Annotated in this window: 16 protein-coding genes, 1 tRNA gene and 1 pseudogene; 11 read left to right on the top strand and 7 right to left on the bottom strand. The window is 60.9% G+C overall.

Features of this window, described 5'->3' with window-relative positions; genetic code table 11:
* Nucleotides 1–6: 6 nt before the first annotated feature.
* From K7B09_RS08475 to K7B09_RS08460, 4 genes are all read right to left on the bottom strand, one after another.
* Entirely contained in the window at nt 7–546 is a 540-nt protein-coding gene (locus K7B09_RS08475) for a hypothetical protein (RefSeq protein WP_223629021.1), read from the bottom strand.
* Complete coding sequence (locus tag K7B09_RS08470; RefSeq protein WP_223629020.1) at nt 543–989, bottom strand: EF-hand domain-containing protein; 447 nt, start codon at nt 987–989, stop codon at nt 543–545. Before K7B09_RS08470 ends, K7B09_RS08475 begins: the two co-directional genes overlap by 4 nt.
* Nucleotides 989–2230 (bottom strand): TIGR03032 family protein, encoded by a 1242-nt coding sequence (locus K7B09_RS08465; RefSeq protein ID WP_223629019.1) that lies wholly within the window; start codon nt 2228–2230, stop codon nt 989–991. Before K7B09_RS08465 ends, K7B09_RS08470 begins: the two co-directional genes overlap by 1 nt.
* A 65-nt stretch (nt 2231–2295) precedes the next feature.
* A complete protein-coding gene (locus tag K7B09_RS08460) occupies nt 2296–8472 on the bottom strand; it encodes a hypothetical protein (RefSeq protein ID WP_223629015.1) in 6177 nt (2058 codons plus the stop codon).
* A 377-nt stretch (nt 8473–8849) separates the two neighbouring features.
* Here K7B09_RS08460 and K7B09_RS08455 point away from each other — a divergent pair, with 377 nt between their 5' ends.
* The 6 genes and pseudogenes from K7B09_RS08455 (at nt 8850) to K7B09_RS08430 (ending at nt 13078) form a co-directional block, all read left to right on the top strand.
* A complete protein-coding gene (locus K7B09_RS08455) occupies nt 8850–9374 on the top strand; it encodes a c-type cytochrome (protein WP_223629013.1) in 525 nt (174 codons plus the stop codon).
* Nucleotides 9375–9476: 102 nt separating this feature from the next.
* Nucleotides 9477–10127: an alpha/beta hydrolase gene (locus K7B09_RS08450; protein WP_223629012.1), complete on the top strand. Its 651-nt coding sequence runs from the start codon at nt 9477–9479 to the stop codon at nt 10125–10127.
* Nucleotides 10124–11218, top strand: a pseudogene (gene zapE, locus K7B09_RS08445) (cell division protein ZapE); the annotation flags it as partial. The gene K7B09_RS08450 and the pseudogene zapE, both read left to right, overlap by 4 nt.
* 75 nt (nt 11219–11293) lie before the next feature.
* Nucleotides 11294–11746 carry a hypothetical protein gene (locus tag K7B09_RS08440; protein ID WP_223629008.1) on the top strand — a complete coding sequence of 151 codons (453 nt, stop codon included), beginning with the start codon at nt 11294–11296 and terminating at the stop codon, nt 11744–11746.
* An 8-nt stretch (nt 11747–11754) separates the two neighbouring features.
* On the top strand, nt 11755–12567 hold the full coding sequence (queF, locus tag K7B09_RS08435) for an NADPH-dependent 7-cyano-7-deazaguanine reductase QueF (protein ID WP_223629006.1): 813 nt from the start codon (nt 11755–11757) through the stop codon (nt 12565–12567).
* Nucleotides 12568–12571: 4 nt separating this feature from the next.
* Nucleotides 12572–13078 carry a hypothetical protein gene (locus tag K7B09_RS08430; RefSeq protein WP_223629002.1) on the top strand — a complete coding sequence of 169 codons (507 nt, stop codon included), beginning with the start codon at nt 12572–12574 and terminating at the stop codon, nt 13076–13078.
* Between the two features lie 132 nt (nt 13079–13210).
* Here K7B09_RS08430 and K7B09_RS08425 read toward each other — a convergent pair.
* Nucleotides 13211–13287, bottom strand: a tRNA-Arg gene (locus K7B09_RS08425).
* A gap of 79 nt (nt 13288–13366) precedes the next feature.
* Between K7B09_RS08425 and ubiA the strand changes: the two genes are divergently transcribed.
* The 5 genes from ubiA (at nt 13367) to K7B09_RS08400 (ending at nt 19264) form a co-directional block, all read left to right on the top strand.
* A complete protein-coding gene (ubiA, locus tag K7B09_RS08420) occupies nt 13367–14281 on the top strand; it encodes a 4-hydroxybenzoate octaprenyltransferase (RefSeq protein WP_223628999.1) in 915 nt (304 codons plus the stop codon).
* An 85-nt stretch (nt 14282–14366) separates the two neighbouring features.
* A complete protein-coding gene (locus K7B09_RS08415) occupies nt 14367–16580 on the top strand; it encodes an NADP-dependent isocitrate dehydrogenase (protein WP_223628996.1) in 2214 nt (737 codons plus the stop codon).
* A gap of 99 nt (nt 16581–16679) precedes the next feature.
* Nucleotides 16680–17537: a class I SAM-dependent methyltransferase gene (locus K7B09_RS08410; protein ID WP_223628994.1), complete on the top strand. Its 858-nt coding sequence runs from the start codon at nt 16680–16682 to the stop codon at nt 17535–17537.
* 7 nt (nt 17538–17544) lie between these two features.
* Nucleotides 17545–18087: a pseudouridine synthase gene (locus K7B09_RS08405; RefSeq protein ID WP_223628990.1), complete on the top strand. Its 543-nt coding sequence runs from the start codon at nt 17545–17547 to the stop codon at nt 18085–18087.
* 103 nt (nt 18088–18190) lie between these two features.
* On the top strand, nt 18191–19264 hold the full coding sequence (locus tag K7B09_RS08400) for a hybrid sensor histidine kinase/response regulator (RefSeq protein ID WP_263296757.1): 1074 nt from the start codon (nt 18191–18193) through the stop codon (nt 19262–19264).
* A gap of 6 nt (nt 19265–19270) precedes the next feature.
* On the opposite strand, the gene K7B09_RS08395 is transcribed toward K7B09_RS08400, so the two are convergent.
* Both K7B09_RS08395 and hrpB read right to left on the bottom strand, forming a co-directional pair.
* Complete coding sequence (locus tag K7B09_RS08395; protein ID WP_223628981.1) at nt 19271–19585, bottom strand: hypothetical protein; 315 nt, start codon at nt 19583–19585, stop codon at nt 19271–19273.
* A gap of 84 nt (nt 19586–19669) precedes the next feature.
* Nucleotides 19670–22279: an ATP-dependent helicase HrpB gene (gene hrpB, locus K7B09_RS08390; protein ID WP_223628978.1), complete on the bottom strand. Its 2610-nt coding sequence runs from the start codon at nt 22277–22279 to the stop codon at nt 19670–19672.
* Nucleotides 22280–22473: the final 194 nt, after the last annotated feature.

Raw genomic sequence — 22473 nt, 5'->3', positions numbered from 1 at the left:
AACTCTTCAGCGGGTGGCAGCACGCCCGCCTGGTAACGCTTGCATCCGGATCGGTGCCGGCGTCAGCAAAATGGCATCCTCAAAATACGCCACGCGCAATTGCAGGCCGCGCGGCGAATAGCCAATGAACACTGCCTCAAATCCAGGCACGATGGCCTGGTTATAGGCATGCGCGATCTTGGCGTTTTCGATTTCCAGCAAGATCCCCAAACCTTCGGCCTGCGCCAACGATTGGTTATACGTTTGCAGCACCTGTTTGCATGCCTGATAAAACGCCAGCTCCTGATGTTGCCCGCGCAAGGCCTTGGCAAAAAACTGGCGGTAGTAATACATCGGTTGGCGCAAGCGCGGCAGCACTTTGACTATCGCCGTGCCCACTCCACACAACTGGCCGGCATCATCCCGCGCGACGCACACGGCTTGCTCGGCACGCGCATTCGCGACGGCTTGGTCGCCAATTGCATTGTGCTGTTTCCAGAACGCAACGATTTCCTGCGCCAATTCCGGCGTTACTTGCTTCCAGACCGGATGAAACGTGGCCTTCACTTGGCAGCGCCCTTCGCAGCTTCCTTGGGCGCCAAGGCTTCCACCAACTTCAAGTACTCACCGAACTCCAACTTGCCATCGGCATTGACATCGAAGCGGGCCAGTGGCGGTGCCGTCTTGCCGGCATTTTTGATCAGCACCAGATTGCCGTATTCACTGGCGTCGATGGCACCATCGTGATTGGCATCCAGCGTGGCAAATTGGCGGCGCAATTGCACCTGCAGTTGTGCAGCCGCCTGCGCCTGCTGCCAGCCGGCACGAAACTCCGGCAGCGACAATTGGCCATCGGCATTCTTGTCCCACTGCTTGAAGGTTTCCGCCGCCATGTCTTTGGTTGCGGGTGCAGCTGGCACCGCTGCCGTGGCTGGCTTGTGGGTCTGCGCTTGTGCGCCCTGGGCGATCAGCATGCCCAACGCCAGTGCGGCCAGAGAAAGTGAATGCATCATGCGATTGCAGCCTCCGCCGGGATGTCGGATTCAAATGTGATCAAGTCGCGAATTTCCGTGGTGCGCAGGCCGATCATCATCGGGTGCTTCACATTCGGCAGAAAACTGATATCGAAGATTTCAGTGATGTCACCTTCGAATCGGATCCAGTTCATCACGTCGCCATTGGTCAGCGAAATGATCTGCACGCCGCACCACGGATCGGCATCTCGCTTCTTCAATTCTTCGTCAAGCTGCAAGCCTTCGAAGCGCTGATTACGCGGCTTCGAGAGCCCCACCGCTGCGACATTGCCAATCATCGACAAGCCGCGTGCAAAGCCTGGCACGAAGGCGTGCGGCACAAAGGCTTTTTTGTCGAAATCCACCCAGCCCAAATAACCGGTGCCGGCATTGAGCAGCCACAGCTTGCCGTTATGCCAACGCGGCGAATGCGGCATCGACAGGCCTTCGCACACGATTTCATCGGTGTCGATGTCGATCACCACGCCACCGTCATGCCGGCGGTCGCGCCAGCCGTCGACACTGTCGCTCTTGCACACCGCAGTGACGTATTTGGGTTCGCCATCGACCATCGCAAGACCGTTCAAATGGCAGCGGTCCTCCGGCGCCAGCTTGCTGATGAATTTGGGCTTCCAGATCGCCTTGAAGCTGTGGGTCTGGCTCAGTTCTGACAAGCAGGAATATTTGGTGTTGATGAACACCACCTTGCCATTCTTGCGGATACCCAATTCGTGGATGTCCAGATCGCCGATGGTCTGCGCGTTGCGCGGTACATAGCACTTATCGAACTGGCCATGGATGACCTCGTTCGGACGCAGCACATTTTCGAACCGCCACAACTGATACAAGCCACCCAGATAGATGCGTTGGGCATTGCCCACCACACCCATTGCGCGCTCGAAAATGCGTTCGAAAAACGACACGCGACCCTGCTGATCGCTGCCGACCAAATAGATGCGCCCGGTTTGGTAGGAGGTGATGGCCAGTGACAAGCGATGTTGTCCCAGCCATCCGGCCAGCCCACGCGAGCAGCCTTTTTCAACCTTGAGTTGGGTCAGATCACGCGGTGCTTGGCCTGGCTTGGCGGCATCGGCAGAAGTTCTGGCTTCGGTGGTTGCTGGCGCTGCCGGAGCCTCCGTTGTCAGAGCGTCCAGCCCGGTGTCCAGCTCAGGGGTGTCCTGATTTGACTGGATCGAGGACTGATCAGGTACTACATTCGGATTGTTTTCGTTGGCCACGTGTTATCCAGACTACAAATTACGAATTCCGGGCCCGACGGCACGCCGGGCCCGGGATCAAGCGGTTACCAAGAGAAGCGCACGCTGGCCTGGCCACCCACAAAGCTCTTGTAGGCGCCGCCATCGGCCCAGTTGGCACCAATGTTGAAGCCGAAGCCCCCCTTCTGCACACCCAGGCCCAATTCCGCCATGGCACTGGTCCCGCGAGTGTCGGTATTGCCGTAGAAGTTGCCGACGGTGTAGGTGCTCTTGCCGTTGATATCGCGCACGGCGTTGAGCGAGCCATACGGCGTCCAGCGCACATCACCTACCTGGAAGGTCTTGTTCATTTCCAAGCCCAGGCGGGCGCGGGTGAAGGTGCCACCGTGCGATTCGAAGTTGACGCGATCACCAAAGAAGTTCTTCAGATCTTCCACATGGGTGCGGGTGTACTGCACCTGTGGCACCAAGTTGAAGGTACCCACGTTCCACTCGTAGCCCGCTTCCAGGCTCCATGCGGTGGTGTTCGAACGGCTGGTCAGCAAGCCCGCTGCCGACGTCGAGCGGATATCTGCACCCATCTTGCGGGCATTGAAGTCGACGTAGAAGCTGCCCGGCACGTACCAGGTGGCATAACCACCCACCGTTGCACCGTTCAAGCGGTTTTCACCCACGCCGCCATCGGCTAGGCGCTGACGGCTGTCCGCATTGCCCAACACCAGGCCGGCATGCAAGTTCTCGAACAGGTTGGCATTGATGCCAAATTCACGACCCCAGCTGGACTGGCTGTAGTTGAAGTGCCCACCCTGCCCAAAGTTGCCGGCCAGGTGATCAGGCTGCATGTCGCCTTGATCGGTATAGCCACGAATGAAGGCGCTCAATACCTTGCCGGCATCACCGTAGGGATTCACACCCAAACGCTGACGGAAGGTGCCCATCTGCGTGTTCATCACGCCGGCAGCACCCGCAGCAGCCGAAGCGGCCAATGCACCGGTATCGTTCAAACCGTTGACATCGATATTGACCGAGAACTTGTCCGGCGTGGTGTTGGTGGCATCCAGCTGGCTGCTCACGGTCAGGCCCACATCAAGGAAGTTGGCTGCGTAGTTGTAGCCGATCATCTGCCCGGCGACGAAGTTGCCAGCTGCCGAAGTGCCACTGACGGTGGCAAATACCGACGAGGCGTGCGCCGTCAACGGCATGCCGGTAAACAGGACATTGACTTTCTGCGCCGCCGTGGTGGCCATATTGCCGGTGACTGCAATCTGATCCACGCTGTTGTTGACCAGATTCAGATCCAGGTTGAGGTTACCGGAACCTGCAAAGGTTCCCGTGATAGCCAGCTTGTCGGTGGTCGCCCCATTGAGGAAGTTCAGCAAGCCACCACTGGTGAAGGTTCCGGCAGCCCCCACGTTAATGGTGTTGCCGCTGCCGATACTTTGGATGGTGCCACCATTGATGAAGCTGTTGGCACCGGCCCCCATCTGGATGCTGCCGCCGGTCAGGGTGATCAGGCCACCGTTGTTCACCAGGTCGTTACCATCGCCGAAGCTGACCACACCGCCTGTACCAATGGTCAGCGTACCCGCATTGACCCAGCTGTCATCGCCGGCCCCCATTTCGATCTTGCCGCTGCCCACGGTGATCTTGCCGCCGACCGAATTGTTGACCGTGTCATTGCCGTCGCCGAAATCGGTATGCGTGGTACCCATTAGATCCCACACACCGCCGGCCAAGTTGTTGAGGACATCATTGCCCGCATACAAATTCAGCGCACCCATCAGCTTGCCGCTGTTATTGATGACTTCAACACCATCACCACCAATCACCGCAAACGCATAGCCATCCGCACCATCCGCACGGACCATGCCCGCGGCAAGATTATTCAGTGTGTTGGTGCCGTTGGTGCCCTTGAACACCACACCCGCCGACAGGTCGCCACCGCTGGCATGAATCTGACCGGCGTTATTGACCGTGGCGTTGCCGCTGGCGCTGGTCAACTGGATCCCAGCTGCCATGCTGCCGTTGCCGGCGTCCACCGAACCGGTGGCGGTGTTGTTGACCACGATATTGCCATACGCCTCGGCAACGATACCGATGGAGGTTCCCGTCGATGTGGCCGACACACTGCCGCTGTTGTTGATCGTTGCCATCCCGTGAGCGGCTTGTACCGAGACACCATAAGCGCCGTAATCGCCGCCCTGCGCGGAAATCATGCCGCCGTTGCTGGCCTGCGCATTGCCCGCTGCCGAGTAGCTGGTGACACCAATCGCCATGCCGTAGGTGGATTTGGCGGTGATATGACCGGTATTGGTGGCACTGGAGTTACCGCCACCGCTATAGGCCTGAATCCCGACGCCGCCACCCAGCACACCCGTCGCACTGATGTCGCCGGCATTGCTGATCGCAACATTACCGAGTTCCGAGCGCCCTTCGATACCGATCGCCACCAACAACGCGGAGGCGTTGATATGGCTGCTTGAGGTGGTGCTGACGAGGGTGCCATAGTACGAACGCGCTGCAATGCCCGTGGCCGTGTAGTAGGCATTGGCGGTGATGTTGCCGCTGTTGCCCACTTGCGCATAGGCCCCGCGGGCAAGCACGCCATAGGCATTGGTTCCCGGGTACAAATCGCCACCGGAAACTGCCGTGATATCACCACTGTTCACCACCGTCGCGGTACCGTAATCGGCGCGTGCAAACACACCCACTGCCGGATTGTTTCCGCTTTGAATCGTGATGTGGCCGCTGTTGCTCACGCCAGCGTCACCGGCAGCAGCAAGGGCGAAGACACCCACTGCCTGACCGTAGGCGTAACCTTCAATTGTCCCGGCATTGACCACACCGACATCGCCCGAGTAGGCAATCCCCAATACACCAAAGCCCCTGCCGAGATAGGAATAGAAGCCAATTTCACCGCCTGCGGCGTTGTTGATGCCGACGTCGCCTGCCGCCGAGGTCGCGAAGACACCGTAGGCGTACTTGCCGTTGGCATAAATCGAGCCGCTGTTATACAGCGTTGCTCCCTGCTGGCCCTGCACGTCCACGCCACGCGTAGGTGCACCGAGCAACGCTTGCGAAACGGCACTGACACTGCCTGTATTGCTCACTGCCGCCGCGCCATTGCCGGCAAATGCCACGATGCCGGTGGCACCGTAATAGGCCGTTGCAGCCGAACTGGCGCTGATATCACCGGAATTGACCACCAGTGCATCACCTGCAAACGACAGTGCCGCCACGCCAATTGCCGCACCCTCAGAGGCTGCCGTGATGTGGCCGCTGTTGCCAACGGCGGTATCGCTATCGCCTGACGCAAATACACCGTAAACACCCGCGCCGTACTTGTTGGCCTGGCTGGCAAGAATATCGCCACTATTGACCACCGTTACCGTACCGCCAATACCGCTGGACACTGCGGAAATACCGAATGCACCGAATGTGCCGTTGGCGGTGATGTCAGCCGAATTCACGACCTGCACGGCTGCGCCCTCACCACCGCTGCTGGCGGCGATACCGGTGGCCAGTTGGGTGCCGTAATACAGGGTGTAACCGTAGCCCATGTCGTACTGGTTCAAACCTGAGCCGGCATCGATATTGCCGCTATTGGCAACACTGATGTCGCCCAAGGACTGCACTTCGATACCCGTGGCGTAACCTGCGTCGACTGCGATGCTGCCGCTGTTGACCACCACCGCGCCGCCTTCACCTGCGGTGGCGTAAATGCCGAACGCAGTACCCCCATTGGCGGCGGCAACGATATTGCCATCCGGATCAGCCACCTGGCCAAACACGCCGGCAGTAGCGCTGATGGCAGCAGAATTGGTGACCGTCACGGCGTTGCTGCCCTGCGCTTCGATACCGGCGGCCCATGTGTTGCCGATGGCCTCCAGTGCGCCGCTGTTGGCCACACTCACATCCATGCCGGATGCGAAAATGGCATCGGCAAGCCCGTTGTAGGAGTCCGCAGAAACGCTGCCTGAGTTGGTCACCGAGGTATTGCCGTACATCGAATAGCCATACAGACCAATCGCACTACCTGCGTTGCTGTAAGTCATGACGCTGCCGTGGTTTTCGATCACGACATCGCCGCCAATCGAATAGCCGCGAATGCCATTGGCATCGCCATACAACGACAACGCCTGGATCGCGCCAGTATTGCCAACGGCCACATTGCCAAGCACCGAACTTGCAGCGATGCCGTCCGCCCCCAGTACCGCACCAATGGCCTGGATGTCACTGGCATTGTCGACCACGGCATTACCCACCGCCGACATGGCCTCGATCCCGGTCGCCTTGCCGGTGGCAAGCACCGTGATGGTGCCCCCGGTGGTGGTGACGCTGGCACCGTAGTAACCGGTTGCGATAAGGCCGGCGGCGGCCAGATACCCATTGGCATTGACGGTACCGCTATTGGTCACGCTGGCAGTACCGTAGTCGGAACGTGCAAGCACACCGTAGGCCACCGACTGTGCGGAATAGGCGTCCACGCTGCCGCTATTGTTCACCGCAGCATTGCCGTAATCGGCACGCGCGAAGATGCCCACCGAGGCACTGGTTGCACTCTCGGTAGCGATGCTGCCACTGTTGGTGACGCTGACATTCCCCGCCGCCGCCAACCCGAAAACCCCCACCGCCTGGGTGTAGGCATAGCCGGCAATATCACCCGCATTGTCGATGCTTACATCGCCCAAACTGGCGATCCCAAGCACACCGAACCCTTGGCCCAGATAGGAATAGAACCCAATGCTGGCACCGTCGGCATTATTGACCGTGACATTACCGGCGCTGGAGCTGGCATATACGCCAAACGCATACTTGCCATTGGCGTACAGCGAGCCGGTGTTGGCAACGCTGACGTCACCGAAGCCTTGTGCCCGAATCGCGTAGGCATTGGAATAAAGAAGTCCGAGCGACGCTTGTGCCGAGACCGAACCACTGTTGCTGACAGACACATCGCCATTCGCGCTGAATGCCAGGATGCCGGTAGCGTCGTACCCGAGCGCTGCGGTACTGACGACCTCGATGTCACCCGAATTGGTGACGCTGGCAGTGCCGGCAAACGAGAGTGCCGAAATGCCTGTCGCGGCACCTGCGGACACCACTGTGATCGCACCACTGTTGGTGACCGAGGCGTCGCCATCGGCCGAGGTGAAGATGCCGTTGGCACCTACGCCATATTTGGTGTACTGCGAGGCGTAAATCGCACCGCTGTTATTGACGCTGGCAGTGCCACCCAGTCCGCTGGATACCACCGAGATCCCGGTCGCGCCGAAATAGCCGATAGCATTGATATCACCGCTGTTGGCCACACTGACCGCCGCCGCTTCCCCACCGCTGGTGGCATTGATGCCCGTTGCGAGGGCTGAGCCATACACGGTGGTGGTGCCGGTGTAGGGGTCGTACACGGCATCAATCGAACCCGCATCGATCGCGCCGCTATTGTTGATGCTGATATCGCCGTAGGAACGCGCTTCGATACCGGTGGCGTAATAGCCCTGTGCGGTAATGGCACCGCTGTTGATCACGGTGACGTCACTACCCGTGGCGTAAATACCGAAAGCCTGTCCGGTGGCATACACACTGGCGCTGATATCGCCGGAATTGTCAACCGACACCGCATCGGCGGCCTGCGCTTCGATACCGGCAGCCCAATCGTAACCGTCGGCCTGGATACCGCCGCTATTGGTCACATCGACATTTGCGCCGGACGCGAAGATGCCGTCCGCCAGGCTGCCCGCAGAATAGGCATAGATATCTGCCGCATTGTGGATAGAAACATCACCGGTGGTGGAGTACCCATAAATGCCGATCGCGCTGCCCAGCAACGACATCGCTTCGAGGTTTGCGTCGGCTTGATTGGTAATGTCCACCATGCCGCCATTGCTGTAGCCAGAAATGGCTATGGCATCGCCGAATTGGATTTCACTGATCGGATCGGCATTGTCGATCACGATATCGCCAATGCTGTATTCATTGATTGCCAGCGCCACCAGGGGTGCACGGTGGCTGTCGATGGCAAAGCTGTCGGTAACCACCGTAAGGTCGACAACCGGGACGTGATCAATCGCAGCGCGCTCGATTTGCAGGGCATGCACTGCGGCGACGTGGTGGTTTGCCGCCGTGACATTGCCCGCAAACCCAATCGCCAAGGTCAGTGCCGAGACACTCAACGCCGAACGCACGGCGCGCGTCATCGGATCAAGCCTGATGATGCGGCGATTATGTGCCTTGCCAAGCGTGCGGCTGTTCCGATTGTTGCTCATGTAACCCCCAAGTCCGTTCTGGAATTTCGTCTATCCGCCATACCCCGGCGGTGCTCAATTACTTGCAAAATGCGCCCCCGCAGCGCGGCACACATCGGAGATGACTCATCCGAAACTGTGCGGCCTATTCGATGGTGTTATCACCTCTAACGTGATGAGTTGTCAACCTGAACCCGGAAATGCATCACTGTTTGCAGCTTTCCGATCAACCTGAATAGGCGTTAATACGCATTCACGCGCAGCTAACAATTCTCGTCCATCGCGCCTTTCAACTGGCGGCCACCCGCTCGCCGCAAGGCCGACCTCGCACTACTGCGCTCATTCTGGAATAATCCGGCTCTTGACGGCCGCAATCGGCCATTTCATGTGGGTGCACTGTGCGGACGACTGACCTCGCTTTCCTGAAGCGCTTTTCGATGGTGATTGCCTTTCTGTTCCTGGTAATGGTGGGCCTGATCCTGTTTGCCCATCACCTGAACGGCAAGGTGGAATACCCCACCGATCCCGCCGCGCAACAGCGCCTGCAAGACCGCATTGGCCCGGTCGGTGCGGTATATGCCGGCGCCACCGGTGCTGCCGCGCAAGCCGCTGCCGCGGCTGCCGCCACGGCTGCGCTGACCGCCAATGTACCGTTTGAAGGCCGCACCGATGGCGCTGAAATCTTCAACAACGGCCCCTGCACCGGGTGTCATACCGCTGGCGTAGGTGGCGCGCCCAAGTTGGATAGTGCCGGCATCGGTGCCCGCGCCAGCGCACAGGGTATCGAGGAGTTGATCAAGAAGGCGACCGCAGGCTTCACCGGCACTGCCGGCACCATGCCCGCCAAGGGCGGCAATCCGGCGCTGACTGACGACCAGATCAAGGCAGTCGTCGAGTACATGGTGGCGCAAAGCAAGAAGTAACCGCGCGCATCGCATGCTTGCAAGCGCCGCCGCAGGGCGGCGTTTGTGTTTTGTGCACCAGGATAGAACACCATGCCTTGCCACTTGCGGCATCATGTTGACATGACAATCGGCACCACCACCTCTTGCAGCGTCCTTATTCCCGGCCCGGCCGGGCAGATCGAAGTCGCCTTTGACCCTGCCGAGGGCACGCCGCAGCCGCTGTTGGCGGTGGTTTGCCATCCCTTGCCTACCGAGGGCGGCACGATGCACAACAAGGTGGTGACCACCACCGCACGTGCCTTGCGCGAAACCGGGATCGCTACATTGCGCTTTAATTTCCGTGGCGTGGGTCACTCCGATGGCCAGTTCGACAACGGTCAAGGCGAGCTGGATGACCTGCGTGCCGTGGTCGCGTGGGCAGCGCTGCAGCATCCCGACAAGGCGCTGTGGCTGGCGGGGTTCAGCTTTGGTGCGTGGGTATCCCTGTGCGGCGCGGTGGACCTGAGAGCCAAAGCGCTGATCTCGATTGCCCCCCCCGTGGGCCGTAGTTGGGCGTTCGATGACATCGCGTTGCCGCAGGTGCCATGGTTGGTGATTCAGGGCCTGAGTGATGAAATCGTGGATGCACATGCGGTCCGCACTTGGATCAGTGGCTTACCGCAGCCGCCACAACTGATCGAAATGCCTGACACCAGTCATTTCTTCCATCGCAAATTGATTGACCTGCGCGGCCTGATCCGCAACAGCGTACGGAACTGGCTGCCGGCATGACGGCGGTGGCAACTCCGTCGCAGCGTTACGCTGCAGGCGTGGCGCGTGGCGATTGGTTGGACGACCCTGCGCAACACGCCGCGCTGACTGCGCTTGATCACATCCATCAGGCGCTGCTGGTGCCGCCACCTGCACGCAGCCTGTTCGCCTGCTGGTTCGATCACACCCCTGACGCCGGCCCGCAAGGCCTGTACTTGTGGGGTGGTGTTGGGCGTGGCAAGACGTTCCTGATCGATCTGTTTTTCGATGGCCTGCCGTTCAAGGAAAAACAGCGCACCCATTTCCATCGCTTTATGCGCGATGTGCATGCACGCCTGCGTGCGCACACCGGTGAAGCTGATCCGCTGGTAACCATTGCCCAAGAGTGGCGACACAGCCTGCGGATTTTGGTGCTGGATGAGTTCTTCGTCGATGATATCGGTGACGCGATGTTGTTGGGCCGCCTGCTGGAGCATCTGTTCGCACAGGGCGTGACCTTGGTCACCAGCTCCAATACCGCGCCGGTCAATCTGTACCAAGACGGCCTGCAACGCGCACGCTTCCTGCCGGCGATTGATTTGATTACCCGGCATTGCAATGTAGTCGAGCTAATCAGCAGCACCGATTATCGACTGCGCGCACTGACCCGCTCACCTGTATATCGCACACCCCTGGATGCCAACGCCGATGCGTGGCTGGAGGAACGTTGGCAAGCGCTGGGCGGTGATGCTGCACATCGCGATGCCGGTATTGTCATCGACGACCGCCGCATTGCGGTGCGCGCACGTGGACAGGGCTTGTGCTGGTTCGATTTTGCCGCACTGTGCGAGGGTCCACGCGGCACTACCGACTACATTGAAATTGCCCGCGAATTTCACACCGTGTTGCTGGGCGGTATTCCGGCGTTTGATGCCAATAATGAGGATTCCGCGCAACGCTTCATCAACTTGATTGATGAAATGTACGACCGCCACGTCAATCTCGTGTGCACTGCGGCCAACCCTCCGATGGCACTGTACGCCGGGCAGCGTCTGCGCGGCGCATTCGAGCGCACCGCCTCGCGCTTGGTGGAAATGCAGTCCACCGACTATCTGTTGCAGCCCCATCGTTCATGCTCTGCTGGGGCTGGCCGCGCCCAGCCCGTTAGAATGGGCGGCATCACACCTGTTTGATTGCTAGGAATCCCGATGATGCCAGTGCCCCGCTTCCTGTGCCTGCTCCTCGCCGCTGTGGCTCTGACTGCCTGCAACCGCCAAGGCCCGCAGGTGCCCAAGCCTGTGGATGACAACACCAGCGTGCCGCAGCGCCACGACGATGGCGTGGAGTCGGTCGTCGTCAACCCGAATGCGGCCAAGGCCGGTGCCGAGGTCGATGGCAACGGCGACATCACCACCCCGCTGCGCGAATTCAAGAGCGGACAAACCGTGTACATCTCGGTGCCCACCAAGTTCGGTCGCAAGCAAGGCGAACGGCTGGAAGTGTTCTGGTTCAATCAGGGCAAATCGCAGAAAGAAGACACCAAGAACATCCAGGGGCCGTTCACGGTATTCGAATTCGCCCCCACCGATACCGGCGCCTACAATGTCGAGGTCGATGCCAATGGTCGACCGGTGGCGCTGGTGCAGTTCGAGGTCAAGTAAGGCCTGCAATGACCATCGAAGGTTCACTGTTGGGGCGCGAGGTTGTCTATCCCGCGCACTATGACCCGCGCCTGCTGTACCCGATCGCGCGGGCGCTGGCACGTGCGCAATTGGGGATTGATGGCAATGCATTGCCGTTCATCGGCCATGACCGCTGGCAAGCGTTCGAGCTGTCTTGGCTGAACCCTCATGGCTTGCCGCAGGTGGCCACCGCGACCCTGCAGGTGCCCGCTACCTCGGCCAATTTGATCGAATCCAAGTCGCTCAAGCTCTACCTCAACTCGTTCAACGCAAGCGTGTTTGAAAGTGCCGAGCATGTGCGTCTGCGGATTGCAGCGGACTTATCGCAAGCAGCCGGCGCACTGGTCAGCGTGCAATTTGGTGTGCCTGCCATCGGCAGCGACGATGCCGCCGGCAACCTGGATGTTCAAGACATCGCGATCACCTGTTATGGCCCGCCCGATGCCAGCCTGCTGCACGCCGATGCGGACAGCCTGGCAGAAGAGGCCCTGCACAGCGCGTTGCTCAAATCCAATTGCCCGGTCACCGGCCAACCCGACTGGGCCGATGTGAGCATTGCCTACTGCGGCCCACGCATCGACCGCGCCGGGTTGTTGCGCTATCTGGTCAGCTTCCGCGACCACGCCGAATTCCACGAACAATGCGTGGAACGTATCTTTATCGACATATTGGCCCACTGCCAGCCGCAACAATTGTCGGTGCATGCGCGCTACACCCGGCGCGGCGGTCTGGATATCAATCCGTGGCGCGCCACCCCCGGCAGCCCCGCGCCCAACGCGCAGCGCGCCCACCGGCAATAAAGCCATGCGCCTGCTGCACAGCTTGCCTCTGCTCGGCGTGCTGGCCGGCTGCCAACCCGCCACCACACCCGCCGCACGCATGCCAACGGCAACGCTGCCCGCAACCACCCCCGCCGCGATGCACTCGTTGCCATCCGCCAATACCCCTGCCATTGCCCGCATCGAATTGGGCAACGCGCTTGGCAGCGACCAGCGCGTGCTGGCCCCGATGTTGCGCTTTGCTCCCAGCGACACGATCTATGCGTCACTCGTACTCAGCGGCCAGTCCCCCACCCCGCACCGCCTTGATGCCCGCTGGAGCCACCTGGACAGCAAACAAACCGTGCTGGCCGAGGGTAAGACCTTGGTCTTCAACGGCAATGCCGTGACCACGTTCCAGATCAGCAGACCCAACGGCTGGCCAGCGGGCCACTACAAACTGGAGCTGCTGCTGGACCAGATGCTGGTACAAACGCGGTTGTTTGAAGTCGATGCGCCGCTGCCGGCTGCAAGCGTGGCGTCTGTCCGCTAGGCACCATTCGCGCAAATGGCGCGCCTGGAGGGGTGAGCGGCACCGCTTGCGAAGCGCAGCTTCGCGGTGACAGCGAACGCCTTCGCGCTGTGTGCGAAGGCCGGCAATCACGACAGGAAGCCATCTGCAAGATGGCGCGCCTGGAGGGATTCGAACCCCCGACCAATGGCTTCGGAAGCCACTACTCTATCCGGCTGAGCTACAGGCGCGTTGCGCACGATGGCGGTGCATCGCGGACGCGCATTCTCGCATGATTGCACCAAAATGTGCCGCTGGTAGGCTAATGGGATGGCATCTTCTTCCCCTGTTGAGGCTCCCGAGCCGGATTGGCGCGCACGTTTGCGTCACTACGCACAATTGACCCGCGCCGATCGCCCGATCGGTTGGCTGTTGTTGTTGTGGCCCACGTGGTGGGGATTGTGGCTGGCGGCCAAGGGCTTGCCGCCGGTGTGGCCGTTGCTGGTGTTCACTCTGGGGGTGTGGCTGACCCGCGCCGCCGGTTGCGTGATCAACGACTACGCCGACCGCTGGCTGGATGGCAGTGTGGCGCGCACCCAACTGCGGCCATTGGTCACCGGTGCGGTGTCCGGGCGCGAGGCGCTGGTCTTGTTTGCGCTGCTGATGCTGCTGGCATTTGCACTGGTGCTGACGCAGAACCGGCTGACCATTTACATGAGCGTGGTCGGCGTGGTCTTGGCGGCCAGTTATCCCTATTTGAAACGCCATACCTATCTGCCGCAGGTGTATTTGGGGATGGCATTTGGTTGGGGTATCCCGATGGGGTTTGCGGCGCTGACCGGCAGCGTGCCGAAACTGGCGTGGGTGTTGTATGTGGCCAATATCTTCTGGGCCACCGCGTATGACACTTGGTATGCGATGGTGGACCGCGACGACGATATCCGTATGGGCGCCAAATCCACCGCGATTTTGTTTGGCGACATGGATCTGGCCGCGCAGGCCGTGCTGTATTCCGGCATGCTTGCAGCGCTGGTGCTGGTGGGCCGCGACGCCGGCATGGGCCTGTATTTTTGGCTGGGGCTGGGGCTGGCCTGCGTGCTGGTGGTGTATCAGTTCGGGCTGGCGCGTGGACGCGAGCGCGAGGCCTGTTTCCGCGCGTTCTTGCACAACAACTGGGTGGGGATGGTGATCTTTGCCGGCATCGCCGCAGATTTCGCATTGCGCACGAAAGCGGCGGCGGCCTGAGGCTGCGCGGATCCAGGCAAGGCTGGATTTTTCTTGACGCCGCAATCGGTGACAATAAGCGCCTCCTCCGCGCCCGTGAACCGCCATGTCCAAGATCCTGTACACGCTGACCGATGAAGCGCCCTTCCTTGCCACGGCATCGTTTCTGCCCATCGTGCAGGCGTATGCGCGCAGCGCCGGCGTGGTGGTTGAAACCCGCGATATCTCGCTATCCGCACGGATTCTGGCGCAATTTCCGCAGTTGCTGGGCGAACGTGCGGTCAGTGATGATTTGGCCGAGTTGGGCGAGCTGGCCAAAACGCCGGAAGCCAACATCATCAAGCTGCCTAATATCAGCGCCTCGGTGCCGCAGCTGAAAGCGGCGATCAAGGAATTGCAGGACAAGGGCTACCCGCTGCCGGACTACCCAGACGCACCGCAGGGCGAGCGCGAAAAAGACATCAAGCAGCGTTACGACCGCACCAAGGGCAGCGCAGTGAATCCGGTGCTGCGCGAAGGCAATTCCGACCGTCGCGCACCGGCGTCGGTGAAGGCGTATGCCAAGAAGCATCCGCACCGCATGGGCAAATGGGATGCAGCTTCGCAATCGCATGTTGCAAACATGGAGTCCGGCGATTTCTACGGCAGCGAGCAGTCTTACACCATGGTCAATCCGGGCAATGTGCGGATTGAATACACCAGCGTGACTGGCAGCAGTTTCCCGCTACGCGGGCCGGTGCCGGTGCAGGCCGGTGAGGTGATCGATGCGGCGGTGCTGGATGCCAAGGCGCTGGCCGATTTCGTGGATGCGCAGATTGCAGACGCCAAGGCACGCGATGTGCTGTTCTCGCTGCATTTGAAAGCCACCATGATGAAGGTCAGCGACCCGATCATGTTTGGCATCGTGGTGTCGCGTTTTTACGCACCTGTGCTGGAAAAACACCCGCGTACGCTGGCCGAAATCGGGTTTGATCCCAATAACGGCATCGGTGATTTGTACGCCAAGCTGGGTCAGTTGCCGGAATCACAACGCGCTGCAATCGAGGCCGACATCAGCGCGCTGTACGCGCAGCGACCGGCGCTGGCAATGGTGAACTCCGACAAGGGCATCACCAATTTGCATGTGCCGTCGGACGTGATCGTGGACGCATCGATGCCGGCGATGATCCGCGACAGCGGCAAGATGTGGAACGCACAAGGCCAGCTGCAGGACACCAAGGCACTGATTCCAGATCGTAATTATTCGGGCATCTATCAAGCGGTAATCGACGATTGCAAGGAACACGGCGCGTTCGATCCGGCCACCATGGGCAGCGTGCCGAATGTGGGCCTGATGGCGCAGGCCGCCGAAGAATACGGCAGCCACGACAAGACCTTCAAAATCAGTGGCGATGGCACCGTGCGCGTGATTGACGAGCACGGCACCGTGTTGTTGCAGCACCCAGTCAAGGCGGGTGATATCTGGCGCATGTGCCAGACCAAGGATGCGGCCATTCGTGACTGGGTCAAACTCGCGGTGACCCGTGCGCGCCTGTCGAATACGCCGGTGATTTTCTGGTTGGATCCGCGTCGCGACCATGACCGTGGCTTGGTCGCCAAAGTGGCCGCCTACCTCAATGAGCACGACACCAATGGCCTTGATATCAGCATCCTGAGTCCGATCCGTGCGATGCGGCAAACCCTCAAGCGCGTGCGCGCAGGCTTGGACACGATCGCCGCCACCGGCAATGTGCTGCGCGACTATCTGACCGACCTGTTCCCGATCATGGAGCTGGGCACCAGCGCCAAAATGCTATCCATCGTGCCGCTGATGAATGGCGGTGGCTTGTTCGAAACCGGTGCCGGTGGCAGCGCGCCCAAGCATGTCCAGCAGTTCTTGGAAGAAGACTATTTGCGCTGGGATTCGCTGGGTGAATTTTTGGCGTTGGGGGCTTCGTTTGAACACCTGGCCAACACCACCGGCAACCAGACCGCGCAGGTGTTGGCCGATGCACTGGATGCAGCCAACGCACTGTTCCTCGACAACGACCGCTCGCCAGGCCGCAAGTTGGGCACCATTGATAATCGCGGCAGCCATTTCTATGTGGCGCTGTACTGGGCACAAGCCTTGGCCGCGCAAACCACCGATCCTGCACTGGCAGCGAAATTTGCCGTACTGGCCAAAACCCTGACCGATAACGAAGCCAAAATCGTGGAGGAGTTGATCGCCGTGCAGGGCAAACCGGTCGACATCGGCGGCTACTACCAACCACAGATGGACAAGTTGGTGCCGGCGATGCGGCCATCGGCAACGCTTAATGCCGCACTCGCCACACTGTAAATTTTTTTGCGTCCAAGCACCCCCCACGCAGCCCGGCTATCCGCCGGGCTGCGTGCATTTGCGGCTACGATGGCCGCACACCCCTGTGAGGTCTTCCGCATGCTCCGCTCCATTGTGATCAGCCTTGCCGCCTTGCTGGCGTGCAGTGCCACCCATGCCGCGCCCGCACCGGCCGACAAACCGACGGCGGCCAGGCCGCACGCCAAGCCGCATGCCACCGCGTTTGATGCCGCCATCAACGGCAGCTGGCGCAATGCCAAAGACCGCGCGCGCGACCAATACCGCCACCCGGCGCAGACGCTGGCGTTCTTTGGGGTGAAACCGGATGACGCCGTGGTTGAAATCACTCCCGGTGGCGGTTGGTATGCCGACATCCTGGCACCTTACCTGCGCAACCGTGGCCACTATGCTGCCGCGATTTGGGATGACGCCATCCCCAACCAGCCCGAGTACCGTTACCGCCTGAACAAGGCGTTGAGAGAAAAGTTTTCGGCGGCACCACAGATCTATGGCACCCCGGCGTTACCGGTGTTTGACCCGGCCAAGCCGGTGTTCGGCACTCCGGGGTCGGCCGACATGGTGCTGACCTTCCGCAATGCGCATAACTGGGTGGCCGATGGCAATGCCGATACCTATTTCCGCGCCTTTTTCGACGTGCTCAAACCCGGTGGCACCCTGGGTGTGGCCGATCATCGCGCCAAGCCCGGGACATCGTTGGAGACGATGAAAAAAACCGGCTATTTGACCGAAGCCCTGGTCATCCAATTGGCCACCCAGGCCGGTTTCAAACTGGAGGCCAAAAGTCAGATCAATGCCAACCCGAAAGACAATGCCAATCATCCCAATGGCGTGTGGACATTGCCGCCCACCAATCAGCACGACGCCGCTGACGATGCCAAGTATCAAGCGATTGGTGAAAGCGACCGCATGACCCTGCGATTTCGCAAACCGCGCTGAATTGCGGATGCTGATTGCCTTCAACAAGCCTTTCAACGTGCTGTGTCAGTTCACCGACCGCAGCACGCCAACGCGGCGCACGCTGGCCGAGTTTGACCTGCCGGCAGGGGTGTATGCGGCGGGACGGCTGGATTTTGACTCCGAGGGCTTGTTGCTGCTCACCGACGATGGCGCGTTGGCACATCGCCTCACCGACCCGCGTCATAAGCTGTCCAAAACCTATTGGGTGCAGGTGGAAGGCACGCCACAGGACGCGCAACTTGTGGCGTTGCGACAAGGCGTGTTGCTGAACGATGGCCGCACTTTGCCGGCGCAAGTGCGGCGCATCGAAACACCACCACTGTGGCCACGTGACCCGCCGGTGCGATTTCGCAAAACCGTGCCGGATGCCTGGATCGAACTGCTGATCCACGAAGGCCGCAACCGACAAGTGCGGCGGATGACGGCAGCGGTGGGCTTGCCCACATTGCGGCTGGTGCGGGTGGCAATTGGCAAGCACACGCTGCAAGACCTGCAACCGGGGCAATGGCGAGGTGTGGACAAACAGTAATGCCACCCGTGCCCGCTGTTTGTTAACGTAGCAGCTGATTTCGTGAACGATACTTGCGCGGATGCCTCATCGAGTTGTCACTAAGGGTCGCGTACTGGTTGTAATGCCCGAACCCAGTACCGATGCGGTATTGGTGCAGCGGCTGCTGCAAGACGGGCACCACGTGGAGGTCTGCGGTGGCGATGCTGCGGTGGCAACCGCCGTGGCCCAGCAACCGGATTTAATCGTGCTCGATACCCCGCTGCCTGGCGCCGTCGGGCTGCCGGTGCTGGGCGCTTTGCAACAATCGAGCGTGCGCGCAATTCCGGTCGTGTTTTTGACCATCGCGCATGATCACCAGCGGCTACTCAATGCCTTCGCCGCTGGCGCGGTGGCCTGTATCCGCAAGCCCTATGACGACAATGAAGTGCTGGCGCATATCCGCGTGCATTTGTCGCTCAAGCTGACCCAAGACCGCTTGGCGCAAGTGGCGCGTGAGCGTGAAGAACTCCTGAATTTGGTCGCGCATGATTTGAAGAACCCACTGGCCAGTGTGCTGTTTGCCAGTGAAATGCTGGCGCTACCGGATTGCAAACCCGAACGCAGGCCGCGCTATTTGCAAATCATCGACGACAGCACGCGCGAAGCCTTGGGCTATATCCGCAGCTATCTGCAAAGCCAAGCCAAGCCGGCATCCGCATTGCCGCGCAACACGCACACCTGCGCGCATCTGGCCGACATCGTGCAGTGGCTGGCCGCGCGCTATGAATTGCAACTGGAAGCCAGCGGGCTGCACCTCCACATCCACACCACCAGCAGCACCGCCTGTGTCGCCATCAGCGACCAACTGATGCGTCAGGTGGGTGAGAATTTGGTCAGCAACGCGTTGAAATATGCCCGTGCAGGCGGCGAACTGGAATTGCTGATCCGCAACGGACGCCAAGGGACGTGGCAACTGGTGGCGCAAGACCGTGGCCCGGGCGTGTCCGCCGATTTCCAGGCAAACCTGTTTCAGCCCTTCCAACGCGCCGCAGGACCGGCCGAGGTTAACGACCACTCCAGCGGCCTGGGTTTGGCGCTGTCGCGCCAATGGATTGCCAATGCCGGCGGCAATCTGTGGTACGAAGACCGCGAAGAGCGCGGCGCACGCTTTGTGGTGGAACTCCCCGAAGCCGATTGCGCGCATTGCTCCGGGTAACCGGGATTACACGCCGTATTCGTCCTGTTCGGCATCGGCGTGTCGCAGGCGTGTGGCTTGGCCATCAATCACCGCGGATTTTTTGGCCCGCTGGCGCGCCGCGTACCAAAGCACCCCCGCGCCGACCACCGCCGCCCCCACCAACACCGGGTTGCGCCGCACAAACGTGCCCGCCACTTTCGAGCCGGCCCGCAACGCACCAATGGCAGCACCGGTTTCCAGCCATTGCACCGCTTTGTCCGGCACCTTCTTGCGCAAGCCGTCGCCAATCTCGCCGATCAACTCCAGCGCGCGATCTTGTGCTTTGTCGAGTTTGCTCATGACGTACTCCTTGGCTGTGTACGGATGGTCTGATTCGAGTATGGCGATATTTGGGTCGCCTTGCAGTACCCCGTGTCCGGTCATTCAGGTGCCACGCGGTTTGGCGCGATGGGTGGCGGTGGCATTCCACGGGTCGTCCGGCCATGGGTGGCGCGGGTAGCGGCCTTTCATTTCCTTTTTCACTTCGGCATAGGTATTGGCCCAGAAGTTGTGCAGGTCGGCGGTCACTTGCAGCGGTTTTCCGCCGGGCGAGAGCAGATGCAGCAGCAGCGGCACGCGGCCATCGGCAATACGCGGGGTGTGCGCCAGCCCGAACAATTCCTGCAACTTCACCGCCAGCACCGGCGATGCCGGTTGGCCGTGGTCATCAAGCGGGTACTCGATCGCCCGTTGCAAGCCCGAAGGCACGTTGATGTGGGTGGGCGCGAACTGGTCGATGCGTTGCCGCAGGCTCCAGTTGATGCCGGATTTCAATGCGCCGGAAAGTTCACTGGGGTCGAGGGCATCCAGGCGCGTCTTGCCGCTGAAGGCGGGCTTCAACCATGTCTCCAGTGTGGCAAGCAGCGCGACATCCGATAGATCCGGCAGGCCCAGCTCCGGCATCCACACCCGTAGGCATTGCACACGGTTGCACCATTGCGTGAGCGCTTCACTCCACGGCAAACAGCCCAATCCCAAGTCACGCACCGCATCGATCAAGGCCTGCGCGGCCAACGCAGGATCCACTTTTCCGGCAGATTTTGTTGCCAGCACGATGCCATCGAAGCGTTCAACGCGCTCGCTCAGCAGCGCACGTTTGCCGGCATCCCAACGGACGTCATCGCTGGTTTGAAAATGCGCGGCGAAGGCGTGGCGCAGATACACATCATCCACCGGTGCAGCGCGCAGCAGCAACGCATCCTTGGCCTCGAAACGCAGCTCGCTGGCCACCAGCCACGGCTCGCCATACAACGCGGAATCGTCGAACAAGCGCAACATGCGGCCGTTGGCCAGCTGATAGCGTTTGGGGTCTTGCGGATGCTGTTTGCCGATGCGGTCGGGAAAGGCGTGCGCCAGCAGATCGCCCAGTGCATGCGCAGGTGCAGAGGCGGGCGGCAGCGCCGTACAACGCAGGCGGCGGCGCCATTGTTTGGCCGCGATATCCATCGCTGCCAAGCCGCTGCGGTTGGCATCGACGGGCACCCGACCATTGCGAAATGCCGCCAAGGCCTGCCAGCGCTGCGCCAGCGCATCGGACCGTGTGCGCAGCGGATCCCGCGCTTCCACCAGCGCGGCAAGATCACAAGCCAATGCCACCTGCTGCGGCTCGCCGCTTGCCAGCAGCATGGCAGCCAAACGTGGATGCGTGCCCAAGCCGAGCATGCGTTTGCCGCGTGCGGTGATGGCGCCTTGCGCATCCAGCGCACCCAGCCTCTGCAACACCTCCCGCCCCGCCGCCAATGCGCCGGAGGGCGGCGCATCCACGAAACGCAATTCACTACTCCCCCACACGGCCAATTCCAGCGCCAGTGCCGCCAATTCCACCTGCGCGATTTCCGGTTTGCGCTGCGGCTCCAAGCGCTGCGATTGTGGCCACAGCCGATACGCAAAGCCCTCTGCCACTCGCCCGGCACGGCCGGCGCGCTGGTCGGCACTGGCTTGCGATATGGCCACGGTTTCCAGGCGCGAAAACCCGCTGTTGGGCTCAAATTTCGGCTCGCGTGCCAACCCGGCATCAATCACCACGCGCACCCCTGGCAGGGTGACGGAGGATTCCGCCACATTGGTCGCCAACACCACGCGGCGGCGACCATCTGCCGCAGCTTGCAACACGTGGGTTTGTTGTTCGAGGGGGAGCTCGCCGTGCAGGGGCAGCACCTCGATGGTCGAAAGCTGTGATGCCGGTACCTGGGGTGTTGCGTCAAGCGCGCCATGGATGGCGCGCGCCCGAATCGGGGCAGGATGCCCCGACTGAGGGGAAAGCAGCACCCCAGGTACCGGCAGCGCAGCCGCGAGTAGCCGCTCCACCTTCGCAATCTCCCTCTGCCCCGGCAGGAACACCAACAGATCCCCCGGATGCGTCGCCAGCGCATGTTCCACGCAGCGCCGCACTTGGTGCTCCAACGCTTCTTCACGCTTGGCAGGGAAATGCGAAACTGCGACCGGATAACTTCGCCCCGCACTGGACAGCCGCGGAGCATCCAGGAAGCTGGCGAGTTTTTCGCCATCCAGGGTGGCCGACATCAGCACGATGCGCAGGTCTTCGCGCAGCCCCGCTTGCACATCCAGTGCCAGCGCCAACCCCAAATCGCCGCTTAAATGGCGTTCGTGGAATTCATCAAAAACAATCGCGCCGATCCCTTCCAACAACGGGTCATCCTGCAACATGCGGGTGAGGATGCCCTCGGTGACCACTTCAATCCGAGTCTTTGCCGACACCTTGTTTTCAAACCGAATCCGATAACCCACGGTTTGCCCAACGTCTTCCCCCAACTGCTTGGCCATGAATACGGCGGCGCTGCGCGCGGCGACGCGGCGCGGTTCCAGCAGTACGATTTTTTGCTCGCCCAGCCAATCGGCATCCAGCAGCGCCAACGGCACCTGCGTGGTCTTGCCCGCGCCGGGCGGTGCTTCCAGCACCAAACGCGGATGCGTCGCAAGCGATGCGCGAATGTCTGCCAACAGTGGCGCGATGGGAAATGAGGTTGACGACATCGCTAAAGATTAACCGCCCGCCACCAAAAACCACTGCCACCTGCGAAGGGATACGCCATAACGTTGACCCTCACGCAGCAGCAGCGTAGCCTTGCCGCGCCTGCCTTGGATGGTGTGTGTCATCGCCCCCAAGCCCGGCATTCCCAGGAGATTTTCACGATGCCAAGCGACAGTTGCAGTCGATTGCCCATGCT

It is taken from the genome of Thermomonas beijingensis (genome assembly GCF_020034655.1).
Classification (GTDB): domain Bacteria; phylum Pseudomonadota; class Gammaproteobacteria; order Xanthomonadales; family Xanthomonadaceae; genus Thermomonas; species Thermomonas beijingensis.
This window is presented reverse-complemented; position numbering and strand designations above follow the sequence as displayed.